Here is a 21,703-nt window from a genome sequence, read left to right on the forward strand (position 1 = left end):
CGAATGTCGGTGCCGCTTCGTAGAATCGACGACGATGACCATCACCTCTGACCCCGGTACCTCGACGTCGGGCCGGAACGCCTTCGGCGAGCCCGCTGACCTCCACCTCCCCGGCGGGACCGCACCGCACAGCACCTCCACGCTCAGCGTGCGCGGCGCGCGCGTGCACAACCTGCGTGACGTCGACCTCGAGATCCCGCGCGACTCGCTCGTCGTCTTCACCGGCCTGTCCGGCTCGGGCAAGTCCTCGCTGGCGTTCGACACGATCTTCGCCGAAGGGCAGCGCCGGTACGTCGAGTCGCTGTCCGCCTACGCGCGCCAGTTCCTCGGCCAGGTCGACCGCCCGGACGTCGACTTCATCGAGGGGCTCTCGCCGGCGGTGTCGATCGACCAGAAGTCGACCAACCGCAACCCGCGGTCGACGGTCGGCACGATCACCGAGGTCTACGACTACATGCGTCTGCTCTGGGCGCGCATCGGGGTCCCGCACTGCCCGACGTGTGGCGAGGTGATCAGCAAGCAGACCGTGCAGCAGATCGCCGACCAGCTCATGCAGTTCGAGACCGGCACCCGGTTCCAGGTCCTCGCACCCGTGATCTCGAAGAAGAAGGGCGAGTTCGTCGACCTCTTCCAGGAGCTCGCGGCGTCCGGCTACGCCCGCGCGATCGTGGACGGGGAGCGCATCCAGCTCAGTGACCCGCCCAAGCTGAAGAAGCAGGTCAAGCACGACATCTCGGTCATCGTCGACCGCCTGGTGGCGAGCGACGACATCCTCGGTCGTCTCACCGACTCGCTCGAGACCGCCCTGCGCCTGACCGACGGCACCGTCGGCATCGACCTGGTGGACCACGAGGGGCCCGGAGCGGTCCGGAACTACTCCGAGAACCTCTCGTGCCCGAACAACCACCCGCTCGCGCTCACCGAGATCGAGCCGCGCACGTTCTCGTTCAACGCGCCGTTCGGTGCCTGCCCCGAGTGCTCCGGGCTCGGCACGCGCATGTCGGTCGACCCCGACCTGGTGCTCGGCGACCCCGAGGCCTCGTTGCGTGACGGCGTCCTGCTGCCCTGGACCGGGACGAGCGGGCTGTACTCCTACTTCGAGAAGCTGCTCGGCGGCCTCGGCAAGGAGCTCGGCTTCTCGCTCGACACCCCCTGGAACCAGCTCGACCCGGCGGTGCAGGCGTCGATCCTGACCGGCAAGGACTTCCAGGTGTCCGTCTCCTGGCGCAACCGTTTCGGCCGCGAGATGCGGTACACGAGCGGGTTCGAAGGCGTCATGCCCTACATCGAGCGCAAGTTCGCCGAGGCCGAGTCGGACTCGCAGCGGCAGCGCTTCCAGGGCTACCTGCGCGAGGTCCCGTGCCCGGTGTGCGAGGGAACCCGTCTCAAGCCCGAGGTGCTCGCGGTGACGGTCAACGACCGCAGCATCGCGGACGTCACCGACATGTCGCTCGACAACGCGTACTCGTTCATGGACGAGCTGACGCTCACCGACCGTGAAGCGCACATCGCCGCGGCGGTCCTCCGCGAGATCCGCGCACGGCTCGAGTTCCTGCTCGAGGTCGGCCTGAACTACCTCACGCTGGCACGTGGTGCCGGTGGTCTGTCCGGCGGCGAGGCGCAGCGCATCCGACTCGCGACGCAGATCGGCTCCGGGCTGACCGGTGTGCTCTACGTGCTCGACGAGCCGAGCATCGGCCTGCACCAGCGCGACAACCGTCGACTCATCGACACCCTGGTCAAGCTCAAGGACCTCGGCAACACGCTGATCGTCGTCGAGCACGACGAGGACACGATCCGCACGGCCGACTGGGTCGTCGACATCGGCCCGGGCGCCGGTGTGAACGGCGGCAACGTCGTGCACTCCGGCTCGTACGAGGGCATCATCGAGAACCGTGAGTCGATCACCGGTGACTACCTCGCCGGCCGACGCGCGATCGAGGTGCCGGCCGAGCGCCGCAAGGTCAACCTGAAGCGTGCCATCACCGTGCAGGGTGCCCGCGCGAACAACCTCAAGTCGATCGACGCGGACTTCCCCCTCGGTGTGTTCACCGCGGTCACGGGCGTGAGCGGTTCCGGCAAGTCCACGCTGGTGAACGACATCTTGTACAAGGTGCTCGCCAACCAGCTCAACGGCGCACGGCACATCGCGGGCAAGCACACCCGGGTGAAGGGCCTCGACCAGCTCGACAAGGTCGTGCACGTCGACCAGGCACCGATCGGCCGTACGCCACGGTCGAATCCCGCGACCTACACGGGCGTGTTCGACCGCATCCGTCAGTTGTTCGCCGAGACGCAAGAGGCCAAGACCCGTGGCTACCAGCCCGGCCGCTTCAGCTTCAACGTCAAGGGCGGCCGCTGCGAGAACTGCGCGGGCGACGGCACGATCAAGATCGAGATGAACTTCCTGCCCGACGTCTACGTCGCGTGCGAGGTCTGCGGTGGTGCGCGCTACAACCGCGAGACGCTCCAGGTGCACTACAAGGGCAAGAACATCTCCGAGGTCCTCGACATGCCGATCAGCGAGGCGGCGGAGTTCTTCGAGCCGATCTCGGCGATCCACCGGTACATGGCGACCCTCGTCGACGTGGGCCTCGGCTACGTGCGCCTGGGCCAGAGCGCGACCACGCTCTCCGGCGGTGAGGCGCAGCGCGTCAAGCTCGCCACCGAGCTGCAGCGTCGCTCGAACGGCCGCACGGTCTACGTGCTCGACGAGCCGACCACCGGTCTGCACTTCGAGGACGTCCGCAAGCTGCTCCTCGTGCTGCAGAGCCTGGTCGACAAGGGCAACACCGTCATCACGATCGAGCACAACCTCGACGTCATCAAGTCGGCCGACTGGCTGATCGACATGGGTCCCGAGGGCGGCTCCGGCGGCGGGACGGTCCTGGCGACGGGCACCCCGGAACACGTGGCGACCGTGCCGGAGAGCCACACCGGTGTCTTCCTGCGCGAGATCTTCGACGCGCAGGACGCCCGCGTCGGCAAGCAGCAGGCAGTCGGTGCACGTCAGGCCACGCAGAAGCAGCAGGGCACGACCAAGAAGGCGAGCAAGCAGAAGGCGGGTGCTCGCTAGGTGGCGGACACCGTCCCGTGGCGTCCGAAGGCGGGGGAGATCCCGACCGACCCGGGCGTCTACCGCTGGCGTGACGAAGCCGGTCGGGTGCTCTACGTCGGCAAGGCGAAGAACCTCCGCGCCCGGCTGAGCAACTACTTCGCGCCGCTGCCGACGCTGCACGAGCGCACGCGGCGCATGGTCCTGACGGCGCGCAGTGTGGAGTGGACGACGGTCGGCTCCGAGATCGAGGCGCTCCAGCTGGAGTACACCTGGATCAAGGAGTTCGACCCGCCGTTCAACGTCAAGTTCCGCGACGACAAGTCGTACCCGTACATGGCGGTCACCCTGGGTGATGAGGCACCGCGGGTGATGGTGACGCGCAACCGCAAGATCAAGGGCGCGAAGTACTTCGGTCCGTACCCGAAGATCTGGGCGGTGCACGACACCATCGACCTGATGATCAAGGTCTTCCCGATCCGCACGTGTTCGGACTCGTCGTACAAGAAGGCGATGCAGACGGGCCGCCCGTGCTTCCCGGGGCAGATCGGCAAGTGCGGGGGCCCCTGCTCGCAGAAGGTCACGATCGAGGAGCACCGCGCCCTCGTCGAGGAGTTCGTGCGCTTCATGAACTCGTACGACCGTCGGGTCATCACCGAGCTCCGGCAGCGCATGGGGGCCTCGGCCGACGCGATGCAGTACGAGCAGGCCGCGAAGTACCGCGACCAGGTCGAGGCGCTCGAAGCCGTGCTCGAGAAGTCCGCCGTGGTGCTCCGCGACTCGGTCGACCTCGACCTGTTCGGCATCGCGGAGGACGAGCTCGCCGCGGCCGTGCAGCTGTTCTCCGTCCGTGGTGGCCGCATCCGCGGTGTCCGCGGCTGGGTGGTCGACAAGGAGCTCGACATCGCCACGGGCGACCTCGTCGAGCAGATCGTGCAGGGCGTCTACGTCACCGACGAGCCCCCGCGCGAGGTCGTCGTCCCCGAACTGCCCGAGGACGCTGACGCGCTCCAGGAGTGGCTCAGCAAGCGCCGGAACGGGCGCGGCACGAAGCTCAGCACCGCACAGCGCGGCGATCGCGCCGGTCTCGCGCGGACGGCCGCGCAGAACGCCGGGCAGGCGCTCATGCTCTACAAGACCAAGCGTTCGGCCGACTACACCACCCGGGCCGCGGCACTGGCCGACATCCAGGACGCCCTCGGCATGACCGAGGCGCCGCTCCGCATGGAGTGCTACGACATCTCGCACCTGCAGGGCACGAACGTCGTCGCGTCGATGGTGGTGTTCGAGGACGGTCTGCCACGCAAGGACCAGTACCGCCGGTACTCGATCGCCGAGACCACCGACGACACCGACAGCATGTACCAGGTGCTCGCACGGCGCCTGGCGCGGCTGGACGAGGACGCCGAGCTCCCGGACGTCCCGGACGTCACGACCGACGAGGTCGTCGAGGGGTCGAAGCCGACGAAACGGTTCGCGTACCGCCCGCAGCTGCTCATCGTCGACGGCGGCCAGCCCCAGGTGCAGGCCGCGAAGCGCGCGATGGACGAAGCCGGCGTGCACGACATCGCCCTGGTCGGCATCGCCAAGCGGCTCGAGGAGCTCTGGCTGCCCGACGACGACTTCCCGGTCATCCTTCCCCGCAACTCCGAGGCGCTCTTCCTCATCCAGCGCATCCGCGACGAGGCGCACCGGTTCGCGATCACCCACCAGCGCAGCAAGCGGAAGCGGGACGTCCGGTCGCGGTTGTCCGAGATCCCCGGTCTCGGCCCGAGCCGCGTCAACGCCCTGCTGAAGCACTTCGGTTCCGTCGCCCGGCTGCGGGAGGCCACGGCCGAGGACATCGGCGAGGTGAACGGGATCGGCCCGGCGACCGCTGCCGCCGTGGTCTCGAAGCTGGCCCAGACGCCGACGAGCGCACCGGCCACGAGCGCGTCGAGTGCCCCCGAACCGGACGCCGACGCGATCGCCGACACCGGACCCGTCACCGATCCCGGAGGCCCGGTGCGGGTCCCCGAGGTGACCGACGACGGTCCGCAGCGACCGTCGTGACGAACCCCGCGCCTCCCGGCCGTCACCGGGCGGTAGCCTGGTCCGGCAGCCGAGACCTCCCCGGGCGACGCGCCCGGGCCGCCACGACGGAGCCCACTCCCAGATGACCGACAGCGCCACCGCGACCACCCACGCGTCGCAGCACGACATCCTCATCGTCACCGGCATGTCCGGTGCCGGGCGGTCCACCGTCGGCAAGGCCCTCGAAGACCTGGGCTGGTACGTCGTCGACAACCTGCCCACGCAGATGCTCGCCCCGCTGACCGAGCTGGCCGACCGCGCGGGGGAGAAGATCCCGAAGATCGCCACGGTGGTCGACGTCCGAGGCGGGCGGTTCTTCACCGACCCCGAGCACGCGGTCGAACAGATCCGCTCGAGCACGTCCGCGCGGGTCCGCGTGCTGTTCCTCGAAGCCACCGACGCCGTGCTGGTCCGGCGCTTCGAGCAGGTCCGTCGACCCCACCCGCTCCAGGGCGAGGACACCCTGCTCGACGGCATCGCCCGCGAACGGGCGCGTCTCGCCGGCCTCCGCGAGGCGTCCGACGTGGTGATCGACACCTCCGACCTCAACATCCACCAGCTCGCGAACACCGTGATCGAGCACTTCGCCGACGAGCACTTCGTGGGTGTCCAGGTCACGCTGATGAGCTTCGGCTTCAAGTACGGACTGCCCGCCGACGCAGACATGGTGGCCGACGTGCGGTTCCTCCCGAACCCCTACTGGGTGCCGGAACTGCGGCCCCACACCGGGCTCGACCAGCCGGTCTCGGACTACGTCCTGGCCCAGGCCGGAGCCCGTCCGTTCGTCGATCGCTACGCCTCCGTCCTCGAGCCGGTGTTCGAGGGGTACCAGCGCGAGAACAAAAGACACGCTACGATCGCCATCGGCTGTACCGGCGGGAAGCACCGCTCGGTCGCCATCGTCGCCGAGTTGGCGAACCTCCTCCGCGGGATGCCAGGCGTCGCCGTGCGTGTGAAGAACCGAGATCTCGGCCGGGAGTGACCGTCCCTCCGGCCGCTCCCACGCCCGTGCCGCCGGATCTGCGGGAACCACTGAACGAACGTTAGGAATGATGCTGTGCCGTTGACTGCCGAGGTCAAGGACGAACTGGCCAGGGTCGCCGTGAACCGCAACACGGTCCGCGCCGCCGAACTGGCCACGATCCTCCGGTTCGCAGGTGGTCTGCACGTCATCTCGGGCCGCATCGCGGTCGAGGTCGAGCTCGACACCCGGATCATCGTGCACCGGGTCCGCAAGGACCTCGCCGAGCTCTACGGCGTGCGCAGCGAGGCGTCGGTGGGGTCGTCCGCGTCCGCCCGCCGTGGCACCCGCTACCTGGTGCGCGTGCTCGAGGCGGGGGAGACCCTCGCCCGCCAGACCGGCCTGATGGACGCCCGTCGCCGCCCCGTGCGCGGGCTGCCGAACCGCCTCACCACGGGCAACCGCGAAGACCTCGCCGCCATCTGGCGCGGCGCCTTCCTGGCTTCCGGCACCCTGACCGACCCGGGTCGGGCCGCAGCGCTCGAGGTCACCTGCCCCGGCAACGAGGCCGCGATGGCCCTCGTCGGTGCCGCGTCGCGTCTCGGGGTCGCCGCCAAGGGCCGCGAGGTCCGCGGGGTGCACCGCGTCGTCATCCGCGACGGCGAGGCCATCGGTCAGATGCTGACCGTCATGGGTGCCGCGCGCACCACCGCCGACTGGGAGGAGATGCGCCAGCGTCGCGAGGTCCGCGCGACCGCGAACCGCCTGGTCAACTTCGACGACGCGAACCTCCGCCGTTCCGCGCAGGCCGCCGTGGCCGCCTGCGCCCGGGTCGAGCGTGCGCTCGAGATCCTCGGCGACGAGGTCCCCGACCACCTGCAGTACGCCGGCACCCTGCGCCTGCAGCACCGTGACGCCTCGCTCGACGAGCTCGGCCAGCACGCGGACCCGCCCATGACCAAGGACGCCATCGCCGGCCGCATCCGTCGCCTGCTGGCGATGGCCGACAAGCGGGCCTCCGACCTCGGCATCCCGGGCACCGAAGCGAGCGTTCCCGAGGAGCTCGAAGGGGCCTGAGAGCGGTCTGTCGACCCTGCGGACGGGAGGCGCGGTGCCAGCTGGCACCGCGCCTCCCGTCCGTTTCCCGGCCCGTTCTCGGACCCGTTCCCGGCCTGGTCGGCGACCGTCCGGACGGACCGTCATCCCGCTCGGGCACGCAGTGTCCGACTGCTAGGGTCGTTACGGCGACGTTACGGGGCGTATCGTCCACCACACGCGGGCCCGCCAGGGTGCGCGACTCCCGAAAGCAGCGCCCCCTGGGCGCTCCACACTCACCAGGAGATCCATTGACCGTCAAGATCGGTATCAACGGCTTCGGCCGCATCGGCCGTAACTTCTTCCGGGCCGCCCTCGCGAAGGGCTCCGACCTCGAGATCGTGGCGGTGAACGACCTCACCGACAACGCGTCGCTCGCCAACCTGCTGAAGTTCGACTCCATCACGGGCAAGCTCCCCGCGACCGTCGAGCTCGACGGCGACAACATCGTCGTCGACGGCAAGGCCATCAAGGTCCTCGCCGAGCGCGACCCCGCCAACCTCCCCTGGGGAGAGCTGGGCGTCGACATCGTCATCGAGTCGACCGGTTTCTTCACCAAGGCCGCCGATGCGCAGAAGCACATCGACGCCGGTGCCAAGAAGGTCATCATCTCCGCTCCGGCCTCGGGTGACGACGTCACCATCGTGCTCGGCGTGAACGAGGGTCAGTACGACCCCGCGAACCACCACATCATCTCGAACGCGTCCTGCACCACGAACAGCCTCGCGCCGCTCGCCAAGGTGTTCCACGACAAGTTCGGCATCGAGCGTGGCCTGATGACGACGGTGCACGCCTACACCGCCGACCAGAACCTGCAGGACGGCCCGCACAAGGACCCCCGTCGTGCCCGTGCCGCCGCGCTGAACATCGTGCCGACCTCGACCGGTGCCGCGAAGGCCATCGGCCTCGTGCTCCCCGAGCTCGCCGGCAAGCTGGACGGCTTCGCGCTGCGCGTCCCGGTCCCCACCGGGTCGATCACCGACCTCACCCTCGAGACCAAGTCCGAGGTCACCGTCGACGAGATCAACGCCGCCTACAAGGAGGCCGCAGAGGGCCCCCTCAAGGGCATCCTGCTCTACAGCGAGGACCCGCTGGTGTCGACCGACATCACCACGGACCCGCACTCCTCGATCTACGACTCCGGCCTGACCAAGGTCATCGGCGGCCTCGTGAAGATCACCTCGTGGTACGACAACGAGTGGGGCTACTCAAACCGCCTCGTCGACCTCACCGAGTACGTCGGCGAGCGTCTGTAACACATGGCCCTCCGCACCCTCGAGGACCTCGGCGACCTCGCCGGCAAGCGCGTCGTCGTCCGTTGTGACCTGAACGTGCCGCTCAAGGACGGCACCATCACGGACGACGGCCGTGTCCGCGCGTCGCTGACCACGCTGAACACCCTCGTCAACGCCGGCGCACGCGTCATCGTGATCTCGCACCTGGGCCGCCCCGACGGGGAGCCCAAGCCCGAGTTCTCGCTCGCACCGGTGGCCCAGCGGCTCTCCGAGCTGCTCGGCAAAGAGGTCACGTTCGTCGGCGAGACCGTCGGCGACGAAGCGACCGCCGCGGCCGAGGCCCTCGAGGACGGCGACGTCCTGCTGCTCGAGAACCTCCGCTTCAACCCGGAGGAGACCTCGAAGGACGCCGCCACGCGCGGTGCCTTCGCGGACCGCATCGCCGCCCTCGGTGACGCCTTCGTCTCCGACGGCTTCGGTGTCGTGCACCGCAAGCAGGCCTCGGTCTACGAGCTCGCGTCCGCACTGCCCAGTGCAGCCGGTTCGCTGATCGAGACCGAGCTCCGCGTGCTCGAGCGACTGACCAAGGACCCGGAGCGCCCCTACACGGTGGTGCTCGGCGGCTCGAAGGTCAGCGACAAGCTCGGTGTCATCGACCACATCCTGCCGAAGGTCGACACCCTCTGCATCGGTGGCGGCATGCTCTTCACGTTCCTCGCGGCCCAGGGCCACGGCGTCGCGAAGTCGCTGCTCGAGGCCGACCAGCTCGACGTCGTCCGCGAGTACCTCTCGCGGGCGAAGGAGCTCGGTGTCACCATCGACCTGCCGACCGACGTCGTGGTGGCCTCCGGCTTCGCAGCCGACGCCGACCACGAGACGGTGGCGGCCGACGCCATCGAGTCCTCGTCGTTCGGCACGGACGGCATCGGCCTCGACATCGGCCCGGAGACCGCAGCGCGGTTCGCCTCGGCCGTCTCGGGTTCGAAGACCGTGTTCTGGAACGGCCCGATGGGCGTGTTCGAGTTCCCGGCCTTCGCCGCCGGCACGAAGACCGTCGCGCAGGCGCTGACCGAGGTCGACGGCCTCGGTGTCGTCGGTGGTGGCGACTCCGCTGCCGCCGTGCGGTCGCTCGGCTTCTCGGACGACCAGTTCGGCCACATCTCGACCGGTGGCGGTGCGAGCCTCGAGTTCCTCGAGGGCAAGTCGCTGCCCGGTCTCGAAGCACTGGGGTGGACCGCATGACCCGGACGCCACTGATCGGCCGTCGCGCGTTGGGAGACGCAGCATGAACCGCGTCCCCCTGATCGCGGGCAACTGGAAGATGAACCTCGATCATCTCCAGGCCATCGCCACCGTGCAGAAGCTCGCGTGGACGCTCAAGGACGCCCGGCACGACTTCGACGACGTCGAGGTCGCGGTGTTCCCGCCGTTCACCGACCTGCGGAGCGTGCAGACGCTCATCTCCGCCGACAAGCTGCCGATCCACTTCGGTGCGCAGGACCTGTCGCAGTTCGACTCCGGCGCCTACACCGGTGACGTCTCCGGCGCGTTCCTCGCGGCACTCGACGCCCAGTACGTCATCGTCGGCCACTCCGAGCGGCGCACGCTGCACGGTGAGACCGACGAGGTCGTCGCAGCGAAGACCGCAGCGGCCGTCAAGCACGGTCTCGTCCCCGTCGTGTGCGTCGGCGAGACCGGCGAGCAGCGCGAGGAGCGCGGCGCCGGCGTCGTGCCGGTCGAGCAGCTCCGCGTCGTGCTCGACGCGGTCGAGCCCGCCGACATCGTCGTGGCGTACGAGCCCGTCTGGGCCATCGGCTCCGGCCAGGCGGCCACGGCCGAGCAGGCGCAGGACGAGTGCGCGGCCATCCGTCGTGGCATCGCCGCAGCCTGGGGCGACCAGGCTGCTGCCGACACCCGGGTGCTCTACGGCGGCTCGGTCAAGTCGGGCAACATCGCGGGGTTCCTCCGCGAACCCGACATCGACGGCGCGCTCGTCGGTGGCGCTTCGCTCGACGTGCAGGAGTTCGCGGCCATCGCGCGGTTCCGTCAGCACGTCGGGCTGTAGTCCACAGGCGACCTCGTCGCGGGCGGTCGTCCGCACCACTCCCGTCCAGGTACCGGCCGTGCTCCGCGCGGCCGGTACACTGGTACGGCTGACTGACACGAAAGGTACGTCGTGGCGATACTCTCCGTCGTGCTGCAGGTCCTGCTCGCAATCACGAGCCTCCTGCTCACGCTCCTCATCCTGCTGCACAAGGGCCGCGGTGGTGGCCTCTCCGACATGTTCGGCGGTGGGGTCACGAGCAACCTCGGTGCGTCCGGCGTGGCCGAGCGCAACCTCAACCGCATCACGGTGATCCTCGGTCTGGTCTGGATCGTCTCCATCATCGTGCTCGGTCTCATCAACAAGTTCACGGCGGGGGTCTGATCCATGGCAAGCGGAGGCAGTGCAATCCGAGGGTCTCGCGTCGGTGCGGGCCCGATGGGCGAACAGGACCGCGGGGTCCAGGCCGAGCGCGTGGCGATCTCGTACTGGGACGCCCTGGGCAACGAGGTCGTGCGGTACTTCGCCGCGAACCTGCCCGACGAGGAGATCCCCGAGACGGTGGACTCGCCGTCGAGCGGTCTGCCGGCCGGGCGCGACAAGGAGAACCCTCCCGTGGTCTCCAAGACGGAGCCCTACAAGACCCACCTCGCGTACGTGAAGGAACGCCGCACCGAGGAAGAGGCAGCTCAGCTCCTCGAGGACGCGCTCCAGCAGCTCCGAGAGCGTCGCGGCACCGCGGCGAAGAAGGCCTAGCGCACTCACGCTGGCGAAGGCCCCTGCACCCATGGTGCGGGGGCCTTCGTGCGTCCGGGGGAGTGCCGGCAGCGCTCTGCTCGAGGTTGCCTGGTTCGCCGAGTGGTCACGACACGCTGCGTGCGGTGCGCCGTGGTGGCACGTTCTGTCGCCTGGGGCGTCCGCTGCCGACAGTTCGTGGCCACTCGGCGTCGCGCCGGCGGGGTGTCGCGACCGTTCGCCGCCGGAGTGCGGCGTCCGGGTGCCGCGCGGAGTGCCGGTTCGCCGGGTGGTCACGACACGCTGCGTGCGGTGCGCCGTGGTGGCACGTTCTGTCGCCCGCGGTGCCCGCGGCCGACAGTTCGTGACCACTCGGCGTCGCGACCGCTCGGCGCCGGAGTGCGGCGTCCGGGTGCCGCGCGGAGTGCCGGTTCGCCGGGTGGTCACGACACGCTGCGTGCGGTGCGCCGTGGTGGCGCGTTCTGTCGCCTGCGGCGCCCGCGGCGGACAGTTCGTGACCACTCGGCGTCGCGCTGGCGGGGCGTCGCGACCGATCGGCGCCGGCAGTGGGCGCAACCACAGACGGACGGGAGGCCCGGTACCAGCTGGCACCCGGCCTCCCGTCCGTCTGGAACGCGCGTCTAGTACGTCGACGCGATCAGGTTCTCGGGGACGTCGCGTGCGGCGTCCTGGTCCACGAAGAAGACCGTGCGCTTGCGACCCTGCACGCCACCGACGGGGACGTCTTCGATCGACGCACCCGCGAGGGCCAGCCCGAGGACCGAGGCCTTCTCGGCACCGGAGAGGATCACCCAGACGCGCTGCGAGGCGTTGATCACCGGGAAGGTGACGGTCAGACGCTGCGGCGGCGGCTTGGGGGAGTCGTCGACCGACACGACGGCACGGTCGGTGACGGTGAGCTGCGGGAACTCCGGGAAGAGCGAGGCGGTGTGTCCGTCGGGACCGACGCCGAGCAGCGTGATGTCGAAGCGCGGAGCGACGGCACCCTCGGGCGCGGCGTCCTGCAGCTCGCGCTCGTACTGGGTGGCAGCGGCCTCGATGTCGAGCCCGCCGTCCGACGCCGGCATGGGGTGGATGTTCGACGCGGGGATGTCGACGTGGTCGAAGAAGTCGGTCTGCGTGCCGATCGTGTTGCGGTCGGCGTCGTCCGCCGGAACCCAGCGCTCGTCGACCCACCAGACGTGCACCTTCGACCAGTCGACGCTCTCGCGCGCCGGCGACTGGCCGATCGCGGCGAGGACCAGGGAGGACACCGAGCCACCGCTGATCGCGATGTCGGCACGCTCCTGCTCGTCGAGCACGTCGATGATCTTGGTGATGAAGCGTGCGGCGACCGAAGCGCCGAGGGCCTGCTTGTCCGGGTGCACGAGCACCCGCCGTTCGTTGGTCACGTGACTCCCGTGTTCGTGGCGGCCGACCGGTCGTCCGACCGCCTTCGGTCCGGTCGGGCCGCCTGCACCAGACAGGCGGCCCGACCGTGTGGGGTGTTGATCAGCGGGCGATGGTCTCGCGCAGCTGGGGCACCCCGTGCTTGACGACGTCTCCGAAGAGGACGTCCGGGTCGAGTCTACGGAGTTCCTCGGCCAGGCAGTCGCGCAGGTTGCGGCGTGGCAGCGACAGGTCGTGCGTCGGCTGCCCGGGCATCGAGAGCGTGGCGACGTCCACCAGGGAGCGCTCGAGCTCGATGGTGCCGGACTCGCGCACGAGCTTCACGCCGTGGATGCCGCTCGACCCGGTCGCGCGCGGCGACGTGACGACGGACACGGGTACCCGCAGCTGCAGCTGGAGCCAGGCGGCGAGCAGGATCGTCGACGGGCTGTCGGACGCTCCGGAGACCTCGACCGCGGTGATCGGCTCGTACGGCGGCTGGTCGAGCGCCGCGGCGAGCTGGTTCCGCCACAGGGTCAGACGGGTCCACGCGAAGTCGGTGTCGCCCGGCACGTAGGACGCACCGAGCGCCTCGATCGCGCCGTTCGGGTCCTTCTGCGCGGCCGCGTCGGTGATCCGTCGCTGCGCGATGCGGCCGAGGGCCGACGCCGCGGGCTGCTCGGGAGCGGTCTGCGGCCACCAGGCCACGACGGGTGCGTCCGGCAGCAGGAGGCCGGTGACCAGGCTCTCCTCGTCGGTCGCGGTCTCGCCGTACGCACGGAGGACGATGACCTCGCTCGCGCCCGCGTCGCTGCCGACGCGGATCTGCGCGTCGAGGCGGCCGGGGGACTTCGTGTCACCGCTGTTCTTCGAGACGATGATCACGCGCATCGGGTGCTCGCGGGACGCCTCGTTCGCCGCCTCGATCGCCTCTTCCTCGTGGCCGAGGGCCGTCGAGATGATGAGGGTCAGCACGCGGCCGAGGGCGACGGCGCCACCCTCTTCACGGATGCGGACGAGCTTCTTCTGGATCTTCGACACCGTGGTGTCGGGCATGTCGATCTTCACGGACGCCTCCAGGTCCGACCGTCGCGGGCGAGCAGGGCGTCGGCGGATGCCGGGCCCCACGTGCCGGGACGGTACTGCTCGGGCTGGCCCTGCGTGGCCCAGAACTCCTCGATGGGGTCGAGGATCTTCCAGGACAGCTCGACCTCCTGGTGCCGCGGGAACAGCGGCGGGTCACCGAGGAGCACGTCGAGGATGAGTCGCTCGTACGCCTCGGGGGATGCTTCGGTGAACGCGTGGCCGTAGCCGAAGTCCATCGTCACGTCGCGCACCTGGGTGCCGACGCCGGGGACCTTCGAGCCGAAGCGGAGCGTAACGCCCTCGTCCGGCTGGACACGGATCACGAGCGCGTTCTGACCGAGCGGGGACTGCGTGTTGCCGTAGACGTCCTCGGGGACGCGCTTGAACACGATCGCGATCTCGGTCACACGACGACCGAGACGCTTGCCGGCGCGCAGGTAGAACGGCACGCCCTGCCAGCGGCGCGTGGCGATGTCGAGCTTGATCGCCGCGTAGGTCTCCGTGCCGGACTCGGGGTTCATCCCGGCCTCTTCGAGGAAGCCGAGCACCTTCTCGCCGCCCTGCCAGCCGCCGTCGTACTGCCCGCGGGCGGTGGCGGTCGACAGGTCCTCGGGCAGGCGCACGGCGGAGAGCACCTTCTCCTTCTCGGCACGCAGGTCGGCGGCCTTGAACGAGACGGGCTCCTCCATCGCGGTGAGCGCGAGGAGCTGCAGCAGGTGGTTCTGGATGACGTCGCGCGCCGCACCGATGCCGTCGTAGTACGCGGCACGCCCGGCGACGCCGATGTCCTCGGCCATCGTGATCTGCACGTGATCGACGTAGTTCGAGTTCCAGATGGGTTCGTACATCTGGTTCGCGAACCGGAGCGTCAGGAGGTTCTGGACGGTCTCCTTGCCGAGGTAGTGGTCGATGCGGAACACGTCGTCGGGCGCGAAGACGCTCTCGACGATCGCGTTGAGCTCGCGCGCGGTGCGGAGGTCGGAGCCGAACGGCTTCTCGACGACCACGCGGCTCCAGGAGCCCTCGCGCTTCTCGGTCAGCCCGGACAGCTTCAGCTGCTCGGTGACGACGGGGAACATCTTCGGCGGGATCGACAGGTAGAACGCGTGGTTGCCCAGCGTGCCGCGCTCGGCGTCGAGGTCGTCGACGGTGCGCTTGAGCTCGCGGAACGCCTCGGGGTCGTCGAACGAGCCCTGCACGAAGCGGATGCCCTGTTCGAGCTGACGCCAGACGTCCTCGTCGAACGGGGTTCGGGAGTGTTCCTTGACGGCGTCGTGGACAAGCTGGGAGAAGTCTTGGTCCTCCCAGTCGCGACGAGCGAACCCGACGAGCGCGAACCCCGGGGGCAGGAGCCCCCGGTTGGCCAGGTCGTAGACCGCGGGCATCAGCTTCTTGCGTGACAGGTCGCCCGTCACGCCGAAGATGATGAGCGTGCTCGGTCCCGCGATCCGGTTCAGTCGACGATCCGTCGGCAGCCGGAGCGGGTTGTGCTCCGGGGTGATTGCCACCGGTGACATGAGTCGGTGAACTCCTTACGAGTCAGTGGGAGACGGCGGACGCGATCGCCGCGGTGGCGGCGTGGACGTCCGACGTGGTGAGGGTGAGGACCGGCCGGCCGTGCTCGGCGAGGACACTCGCGTCGCCGGCAGCCTGGGCCCGGAGGAGCTGCCCGAACGTGAACGGCCGACCCGGGATCGCCAGGTCGTCTGTTTCGTCGGCCACGATCTGCAGGAACACTCCCGTGGCGGGGCCGCCCTTGTGGTACTGGCCGGTCGAGTGCAGGAACCGCGGACCGTACCCGAAGGTGACAGGGCGCTCCGTGCGCGCCGCGATGGCGTCGCGCAGCGACTCGAGGCCGCTGTTCGTGGTGCGGTCGACGTACGCCTGCACCGACACGTAGCCGGTCGGGTCGAGTGCGGACAGGAGGCCCGACACGGCTTCCGAGAGCGTCGCACCGACCACGAGTCCGGGCGTCGCGCGGACGGCGATGCCTTCCTCGGAGAACGCCGGCTCGGCCGGAACGGGGCGGTCGTCGAGCAGCGCGCGGGTCGCGACCTTGGCGGCCTCGACGTCGGGCTGGTCGAACGGGTTGATGCCGAGCAGGCGACCGGCGACCGCGACGGCGTACTCCCAGACGAGGATCTGGCCACCGAGCGTGCCGGTGATCTCGACCTCGCCCTCGGCCACGTGACGCTCGTCCTCGCGCGAACCGACCAGGCGGATGACCTGGACGTCGGGCAGGCCGGCGGTGACCTCGGGGGAGTCCGTGTGCAGCACGACGGGCAGCAGGCCACGGCCGTCCTTGCCGGTCGACTCCGCGATCAGCTGTTCGACCCAGTCGCCGAAACCGACGATGTGCGTGCCGTCGGGGACGATGGCGATCTTGTCGCGCAGCGGCTCGGTGCCGGCGAGGACCGCACCGAGCACGAGCCCGGGGTTCTCGTCCAGGTCGACCGAGAGCAGCGCGGAGATCGCGTCGGCCTCGTCGAGGAGCTCGGCGATGTCCGCTCCCGCGAGCCCGGACGGCACGAGGCCGAAGGCGGTGAGCGCGGAGTAGCGTCCGCCGACCGTGGGGTCGGCGGTGAAGACGCGGTACCCGGCGTCGATCGCAGCGGCCTCGAGCGCGGAGCCCGGGTCGGTGACGACGACGATGCGGCGGGCGGGGTCGATGCCGGCGTCGCGGAAGGCCTGCTCGTACACACGACGCTGCGAATCGGTCTCGAGGGTCGAGCCGGACTTCGACGAGACCACGAGCACCGTGCGCTCGAGGTCGGTCGTCACGGCCGCGCGGACCTGTGCGGGGTCGGTCGAGTCGAGGACCGTGAGGGGCACGCCGGCGGTGCGCGTGATGACCTCGGGTGCGAGGGACGAGCCGCCCATGCCGGCGAGGACGACGTGGTCGACCCCTTCGGCACGGAGCGACTCGCGCAGCGCGGTGACCTCGGCGACGAGCGGGCGGGAGACCGAGACGGCCTCCACCCAGCCGAGGCGCTTCGACGCCTCGGCCTCGGCGACGGTTCCCCACAGATCGGCGTCCTGGGCGGTGATGCCCGAGGCCACCAGGTCAGCGACGAGCCGCGGGACCACCTGTTCGATGGCCCGCGCGGCGTCGCCGCTGGCTGCGATGGAAACCGTCACTACTTGGCGCCCTCGAGCGCTGCCTTGACGGTGTCGACGAGCTCGCCCCAGGAGACGATGAACTTGTCCACGCCCTCCTTCTCGAGCAGTGCGACGACCTCGTCGTAGTCGACGCCCTGTGCGGCGAGCTGGTCGAGGACCTGCTGCGCCTGGTCGAACGTGCCGGCGATGGCGTCGCCGTGGATCTCACCGTGGTCGAACGTGGCGTCGAGCGTCTTGCCCGGCATCGTGTTGACGGTGTTCGGGGCGGCGAGCTCGGTCACGTAGAGCGTGTCGGGGAGCGACGGGTCCTTGACACCGGTCGAGGCCCAGAGCGGACGCTGCGTGTTGGCACCGGACTCGAGCAGGCCGAGGGCACGCTCGGAGGCGAACGCCTCGGTCCAGACCTGGTACGCGAGCTGCGCGTTGGCGATGCCGGCCTTCGACTTGAGGGCCTTGGCCTCGTCGGTGCCGACGGCGTCCAGGCGCTTGTCGATCTCGGAGTCGACGCGCGACACGAAGAAGGACGCGACCGAGTGGATCTTGGAGAGGTCGTGGCCGGCGGCCTTGGCCTTCTCGAGCCCACCGAGGTAGGCGTCGATGACGGCGCGGTAGCGCTCGAGCGAGAAGATCAGGGTGACGTTGACGGAGATGCCGGCGCCGATGACCTCGGTGATCGCCTCGAGACCCTCGAGCGTCGCCGGGATCTTGATGAGGACGTTCTCCTTGCCGACCTTCTCGAACAGGAACTTGGCCTGCTCGATGGTCTTGGCGGTGTCGTGCGCGAGGCCCGGCTCGACCTCGATCGAGACGCGGCCGTCGAAGCCCTTGGTCTCGTCGTAGATCGGCTTGAAGACGTCGGAGGCGTTCGCGACGTCCTGCGTGGTGATCTCGAAGATCGCGTCGGTGACGTCGGTGCCCGCAGCGGCGAGCTCCTTGACCTGCGAGTCGTAGCGCTCGCCCTTGGCGAGGGCCGACGCGAAGATCGTCGGGTTGGTCGTCACACCGACGACGTTCTTCTGCTCGATGAGCTCGGTGAGCTTGCCGGTCTCGAGGAGCTCGCGGGAGAGGTCGTCGAGCCAGATGCTCACGCCGACCGCGGAGAGGGCGGCGGTGGGGGTGTTCTCAGCCATGTGTTTCTCTTCTTCTTTCATCGACGGGTCCGTGAGGACCGTGAGTCGGGGTTTCGGGGACGGGAGGCCCGTGGCGGAACCGAGCCGGGCCTCCCGGAAGAAGGGCCGGATCCGGAAACCGGACCCGGCCCTTGCAGGTCAGGAAGCTGCGATCGATTCCTTCGCGGCGGCCACGACGTGCTCCGTCGTGAAGCCGAACTCCTTGAAGAGCGTCTGGTAGTCGGCCGAGGCACCGAAGTGCTCGATCGAGACGCTGCGGCCCTTGTCGCCGACGATGTCGCGCCAGCTCATGGCGATGCCGGCCTCGACCGACACGCGAGCGGTGACGTCCTTCGGGAGCACCTGGTCCTGGTAGTTCTCGGACTGGGCGCGGAACCACTCGATCGACGGGGCGCTCACGACGCGGGCGTTGATGCCCTCGGCCTTGAGCTGCTCGCGTGCCTCGACCGCGATCTGGACCTCGGAACCGGTCGCGATGAGGATGACGTCCGGAGTGCCGTTGGGCGCCTCGGCCAGGATGTACGCACCCTTGGCGACGTTCTTCGCCGAGGCGAAGACCTCACCGGAGGCGTCACCCTCGCCACGCTCGAACACGGGGAGGTTCTGACGGCTCAGCGCGATGCCGGCCGGGCGGTCGGTGTGCTTGAGCATCTCGAGCCACGCGTACGCGACCTCGTTGGCGTCGGCCGGGCGGACGACGTCGAGACCGGGGATCGCACGGAGCGAGGAGACCTGCTCGATCGGCTGGTGCGTCGGGCCGTCCTCGCCGAGGGCGATGGAGTCGTGGGTCCAGACGTAGATCGCCGGCGCCTGCATGAGCGCGGCGAGACGGACCGCCGGACGCATGTAGTCGCTGAAGATGAGGAACGTGCCACCGAAGGGGCGGGTGTTCCCGTGCAGGACGATGCCGTTCAGGATCGAGCCCATGGCGTGCTCGCGGATGCCGAAGTGCAGCACGCGGCCGTACGGGTCGGTGCTCCACGTCGACGTCGAGGCCTCGGCCGGACCGAAGGACTTGGCGCCCTCAATCGTGGTGAGGTTCGACTCGGCGAGGTCGGCGGAACCGCCCCAGAACTCGGGCATCAGCGGCGCGATGGCGTTGATGACCTTGCCGGAGGCGGCACGGGTCGAGACGGCCTTGTCGGTCGGGAAGACCGGGAGCGCTGCTTCGAGGCCCTCCGGGAGCTCCTTCGACTGGACACGGTCGAACAGCGCCTTCTTGTCGGCGTTGGCCGCGGCCCACGCGTCGAAGGACTTCTGCCACTCGGCGTGCTCGGCCTGGCCCTTGGCGACGGCACCGCGGGTGTACTCGAGGACCTCGGGAGCGACCTCGAAGGTCTTGTCGGTGTCGAAGCCGAGGATCTCCTTGAGGCCCTTGATCTCGTCGGCGCCGAGCGCCGAACCGTGGATCTTGCCCGAGTTCTGCTTGGTCGGCGACGGCCAGCCGATGATCGTCTTGAGGACGATGAGCGACGGCTTGTCGGTGACCTGCTTGGCGGCCTCGATCGCGGCGTGGAGCTCCTCGACGTCCTCGGAGTACTCGCCGGTCTTCTTCCAGTCGACGATCTGGACGTGCCAGCCGAGCGCCTCGTAGCGGTCGGCGACGCTCTCGGAGAACGCGATGTCGGTGTTGTCCTCGATCGAGATCTGGTTCGAGTCGTAGAACGCGATGAGGTTGCCGAGCTGCTGACGACCGGCGAGCGAGCCGGACTCGTTCGTCACGCCCTCCTGCATGTCACCGTCGCCGGCGATCACGTAGGTGTAGTGGTCGAACGGCGACTGGCCGGCCGGGGTCTCCGGGTCGAACAGGCCGCGCTCGAACCGCTGGGCGTAGGCGAAGCCGACCGAGGACGCGAGGCCCTGGCCGAGCGGGCCCGTGGTGATCTCGACACCGTCGGTGTGGCCGTACTCCGGGTGACCCGGGGTCTTCGAGCCCCACTTGCGCAGGTGCTGCAGGTCGTCGATCTCGAGCCCGTAGCCGTGCAGGTAGAACTGCACGTACTGGAGGATCGAGGCGTGACCGGCGGAGAGGATGAAGCGGTCGCGGCCGATCCAGGTGGAGTCGCTCGGGTCGCGACGCATCACCTTCTGGAAGAGCAGGTGGGCGAGCGGAGCGAGGCTCATCGCGGTGCCGGGGTGACCGTTGCCGGCGGCCTCGACCGAGTCGGCGGCGAGAACGCGGGCCGTGTCGACGGCCTTCCGGTCGATGGCGTCCCAGGTGAATTCAGCCACTTGGATGTTGACCCTTCTTGATGCGACATGTGCGAGGGCTCGTGCCATCGCACGGACATGTGGCCATCCCGGGGCCGAGTCGTGTCGCCGTCTAGCGGCGGCCGACCGGCTCATCGCGGCCGACGTCATCGGGGCGCGCACTGCGGGAGGGCGTGTCCAGCATAGTGACCCGGTACTCAGAAGGGGTTCAGGTGACCCCCGATGTTCACACCGGGGTGGCCGCCGACGGTCGATCCGGGCGTGTCGAGCGCGTCCGGATCACGCCGGGATGTCGGAGCGGGGCACCGTCGCGGCGCTTCCATCCCGTAAACTGGTCGGGACCCGTGGACATTCCGGGTCAGCGCATGCCCGGACGCCGTCGCAGTCGTCCACCGAGTGTGCGAGCTGATGCGAACAGACTGAGGTTCTCTTGCCGACTGCCACCGTGACCCGGCCCGACACCGATCGACCCCGATCGCCGCTGTCCCGCAAGGTCCGTGCGTACGTCTCGTTGACGAAGCCGCGCGTGATGGAGCTGCTGCTCGTCACCACGGCGCCGACGATGTTCCTCGCCGAACGCGGCGTCCCCGACCTGTGGCTCGTCTTCTGGACGATGCTCGGCGGAGCGATGTCGGCCGGTTCGGCGTCGGCCTTCAACTGCTACATCGACCGCGACATCGACCGGCTGATGAAGCGGACCAGCACCCGCCCGCTCGTCACCGGTGAACTGTCGGACCGCGAGGCCCTCGTGTTCTCGTGGGTGCTCGGCATCCTGTCGACCGCGGTGCTCGGGTTCCTGGTGAACTGGCTGGCCGCTGCGCTGAGCGTCATCGCGATCCTCATCTACGTGTTCGTCTACACGCTGTGGCTCAAGCGCCGCACCCCGCAGAACATCGTCTGGGGCGGCTCGGCCGGCTGCATGCCCGTGCTCATCGGCTGGGCGGGAGTCACCGGGTCGCTGACCTGGACCCCGGTCATCCTGTTCATGGTGATCTTCCTGTGGACGCCGCCGCACTACTGGCCGCTGTCGATGAAGTACCGCGACGACTACGACGCGGCGGACGTCCCGATGCTCGCCGTGGTCCGCGGCCGCACCGTCGTCGGCCTGCAGGTCGTGCTGTACGCCTGGGCGACGCTCGTCTGCTCGCTCCTGCTCATCCCGGTCGGGCACATGGGGCCGCTCTACACGGTCGTCGCGCTGGCCGGCGGCATCTGGTTCGTCCTCGAGTCGCACCGCCTGTACTCGCGGGCCATCCAGCACGTCGAGCACGTGCAGCCGATGCGGGTCTTCCACAGCTCGATCACGTACCTGACGCTGCTCTTCATCGCCGTGGGCATCGACCCGCTGCTGCCGCAGGTCTTCACCTTCTAGGCGGTCGAGCGGGCGCCGCCCGCGCGCGCTCGGTCCGCACGACGCCGTCGTGTCCTGTTGACGCCGTCGTGTGGGCACGACGCCCCCCACCCGCCGAGACGCCGCCGAATCCGGGGGCGTCTCGCGCGTTCGGCGGCGTATCAGCAGGACACCGGCGTCCTGCGTCGGGCACGGGGCGGACTGGAGGCACGGTGCGT

General features: G+C 69.5%; 16 protein-coding genes. 10 read left to right on the forward strand and 6 right to left on the reverse strand.

The genetic code is table 11. The features are described from left to right. The first annotated feature begins 34 nt into the window (after nt 1–34). The 9 genes from uvrA (at nt 35) to DEJ00_RS03490 (ending at nt 11,219) form a co-directional block, all read left to right on the forward strand. The gene (uvrA, locus tag DEJ00_RS03450; protein ID WP_258373516.1) at nt 35–3,076 is read left to right on the forward strand and encodes an excinuclease ABC subunit UvrA; all 3,042 of its coding nucleotides are present in this window, start codon (nt 35–37) and stop codon (nt 3,074–3,076) included. Beyond that, entirely contained in the window at nt 3,077–5,107 is a 2,031-nt protein-coding gene (uvrC, locus tag DEJ00_RS03455) for an excinuclease ABC subunit UvrC (protein ID WP_111056417.1), read from the forward strand. 103 nt (nt 5,108–5,210) lie between these two features. Further along, nucleotides 5,211–6,110: an RNase adapter RapZ gene (rapZ, locus tag DEJ00_RS03460; RefSeq protein WP_111056418.1), complete on the forward strand. Its 900-nt coding sequence runs from the start codon at nt 5,211–5,213 to the stop codon at nt 6,108–6,110. 75 nt (nt 6,111–6,185) lie between these two features. After that, entirely contained in the window at nt 6,186–7,166 is a 981-nt protein-coding gene (gene whiA / locus DEJ00_RS03465; protein WP_027465690.1) for a DNA-binding protein WhiA, read from the forward strand. A 269-nt stretch (nt 7,167–7,435) separates the two neighbouring features. Further along, nucleotides 7,436–8,440 (forward strand): type I glyceraldehyde-3-phosphate dehydrogenase, encoded by a 1,005-nt coding sequence (gap, locus tag DEJ00_RS03470; RefSeq protein WP_027465689.1) that lies wholly within the window; start codon nt 7,436–7,438, stop codon nt 8,438–8,440. A 3-nt stretch (nt 8,441–8,443) separates the two neighbouring features. Next, nucleotides 8,444–9,661 (forward strand): phosphoglycerate kinase, encoded by a 1,218-nt coding sequence (locus DEJ00_RS03475; protein WP_071244734.1) that lies wholly within the window; start codon nt 8,444–8,446, stop codon nt 9,659–9,661. A 43-nt stretch (nt 9,662–9,704) separates the two neighbouring features. Next, complete coding sequence (gene tpiA / locus DEJ00_RS03480) at nt 9,705–10,484, forward strand: triose-phosphate isomerase (RefSeq protein ID WP_111056419.1); 780 nt, start codon at nt 9,705–9,707, stop codon at nt 10,482–10,484. A 111-nt stretch (nt 10,485–10,595) separates the two neighbouring features. Beyond that, nucleotides 10,596–10,847 (forward strand): preprotein translocase subunit SecG, encoded by a 252-nt coding sequence (gene secG, locus DEJ00_RS03485; protein ID WP_017887256.1) that lies wholly within the window; start codon nt 10,596–10,598, stop codon nt 10,845–10,847. Nucleotides 10,848–10,850: 3 nt separating this feature from the next. Then, the gene (locus DEJ00_RS03490) at nt 10,851–11,219 is read left to right on the forward strand and encodes an RNA polymerase-binding protein RbpA (RefSeq protein WP_027465686.1); all 369 of its coding nucleotides are present in this window, start codon (nt 10,851–10,853) and stop codon (nt 11,217–11,219) included. Between the two features lie 620 nt (nt 11,220–11,839). Here the strand turns inward: DEJ00_RS03490 and pgl are convergent. From pgl to tkt, 6 genes are all read right to left on the reverse strand, one after another. Next, the gene (pgl, locus tag DEJ00_RS03495; RefSeq protein WP_027465685.1) at nt 11,840–12,610 is read right to left on the reverse strand and encodes a 6-phosphogluconolactonase; all 771 of its coding nucleotides are present in this window, start codon (nt 12,608–12,610) and stop codon (nt 11,840–11,842) included. Nucleotides 12,611–12,710: 100 nt separating this feature from the next. Further along, nucleotides 12,711–13,655, reverse strand: coding sequence for a glucose-6-phosphate dehydrogenase assembly protein OpcA (locus tag DEJ00_RS03500; RefSeq protein WP_071244913.1), 945 nt, complete (start codon nt 13,653–13,655; stop codon nt 12,711–12,713). Further along, nucleotides 13,652–15,190, reverse strand: coding sequence for a glucose-6-phosphate dehydrogenase (gene zwf / locus DEJ00_RS03505; protein WP_027465683.1), 1,539 nt, complete (start codon nt 15,188–15,190; stop codon nt 13,652–13,654). Before zwf ends, DEJ00_RS03500 begins: the two co-directional genes overlap by 4 nt. A 22-nt stretch (nt 15,191–15,212) precedes the next feature. Further along, nucleotides 15,213–16,811 carry a glucose-6-phosphate isomerase gene (locus DEJ00_RS03510; protein ID WP_111056420.1) on the reverse strand — a complete coding sequence of 533 codons (1,599 nt, stop codon included), beginning with the start codon at nt 16,809–16,811 and terminating at the stop codon, nt 15,213–15,215. Further along, nucleotides 16,811–17,923 (reverse strand): transaldolase, encoded by a 1,113-nt coding sequence (gene tal, locus DEJ00_RS03515; RefSeq protein ID WP_027465681.1) that lies wholly within the window; start codon nt 17,921–17,923, stop codon nt 16,811–16,813. The genes DEJ00_RS03510 and tal overlap by 1 nt, the downstream gene beginning before the upstream one ends. A gap of 138 nt (nt 17,924–18,061) precedes the next feature. Continuing rightward, on the reverse strand, nt 18,062–20,155 hold the full coding sequence (tkt, locus tag DEJ00_RS03520) for a transketolase (protein WP_111046387.1): 2,094 nt from the start codon (nt 20,153–20,155) through the stop codon (nt 18,062–18,064). Between the two features lie 424 nt (nt 20,156–20,579). Here tkt and DEJ00_RS03525 point away from each other — a divergent pair, with 424 nt between their 5' ends. Continuing rightward, on the forward strand, nt 20,580–21,506 hold the full coding sequence (locus DEJ00_RS03525) for a heme o synthase (protein WP_027465679.1): 927 nt from the start codon (nt 20,580–20,582) through the stop codon (nt 21,504–21,506). Nucleotides 21,507–21,703: the final 197 nt, after the last annotated feature.

The organism is Curtobacterium sp. MCLR17_039 (assembly GCF_003234745.1).
GTDB classification, from domain to species: Bacteria; Actinomycetota; Actinomycetes; order Actinomycetales; family Microbacteriaceae; genus Curtobacterium; species Curtobacterium flaccumfaciens.

Excerpts from the sequence above, each read along its gene's own strand:
- tpiA (WP_111056419.1), top strand. The coding sequence starts at position 9,705 with ATGAACCGCGTCCCCCTGATCGCGGGCAACTGGAAGATGAACCTCGAT.
- tal (WP_027465681.1), bottom strand. The coding sequence starts at position 17,923 with ATGGCTGAGAACACCCCCACCGCCGCCCTCTCCGCGGTCGGCGTGAGC.
- DEJ00_RS03475 (WP_071244734.1), top strand. The coding sequence starts at position 8,444 with ATGGCCCTCCGCACCCTCGAGGACCTCGGCGACCTCGCCGGCAAGCGC.
- uvrA (WP_258373516.1), top strand. The coding sequence starts at position 35 with ATGACCATCACCTCTGACCCCGGTACCTCGACGTCGGGCCGGAACGCC.
- zwf (WP_027465683.1), bottom strand. The coding sequence starts at position 15,190 with ATGTCACCGGTGGCAATCACCCCGGAGCACAACCCGCTCCGGCTGCCG.
- DEJ00_RS03490 (WP_027465686.1), top strand. The coding sequence starts at position 10,851 with ATGGCAAGCGGAGGCAGTGCAATCCGAGGGTCTCGCGTCGGTGCGGGC.
- rapZ (WP_111056418.1), top strand. The coding sequence starts at position 5,211 with ATGACCGACAGCGCCACCGCGACCACCCACGCGTCGCAGCACGACATC.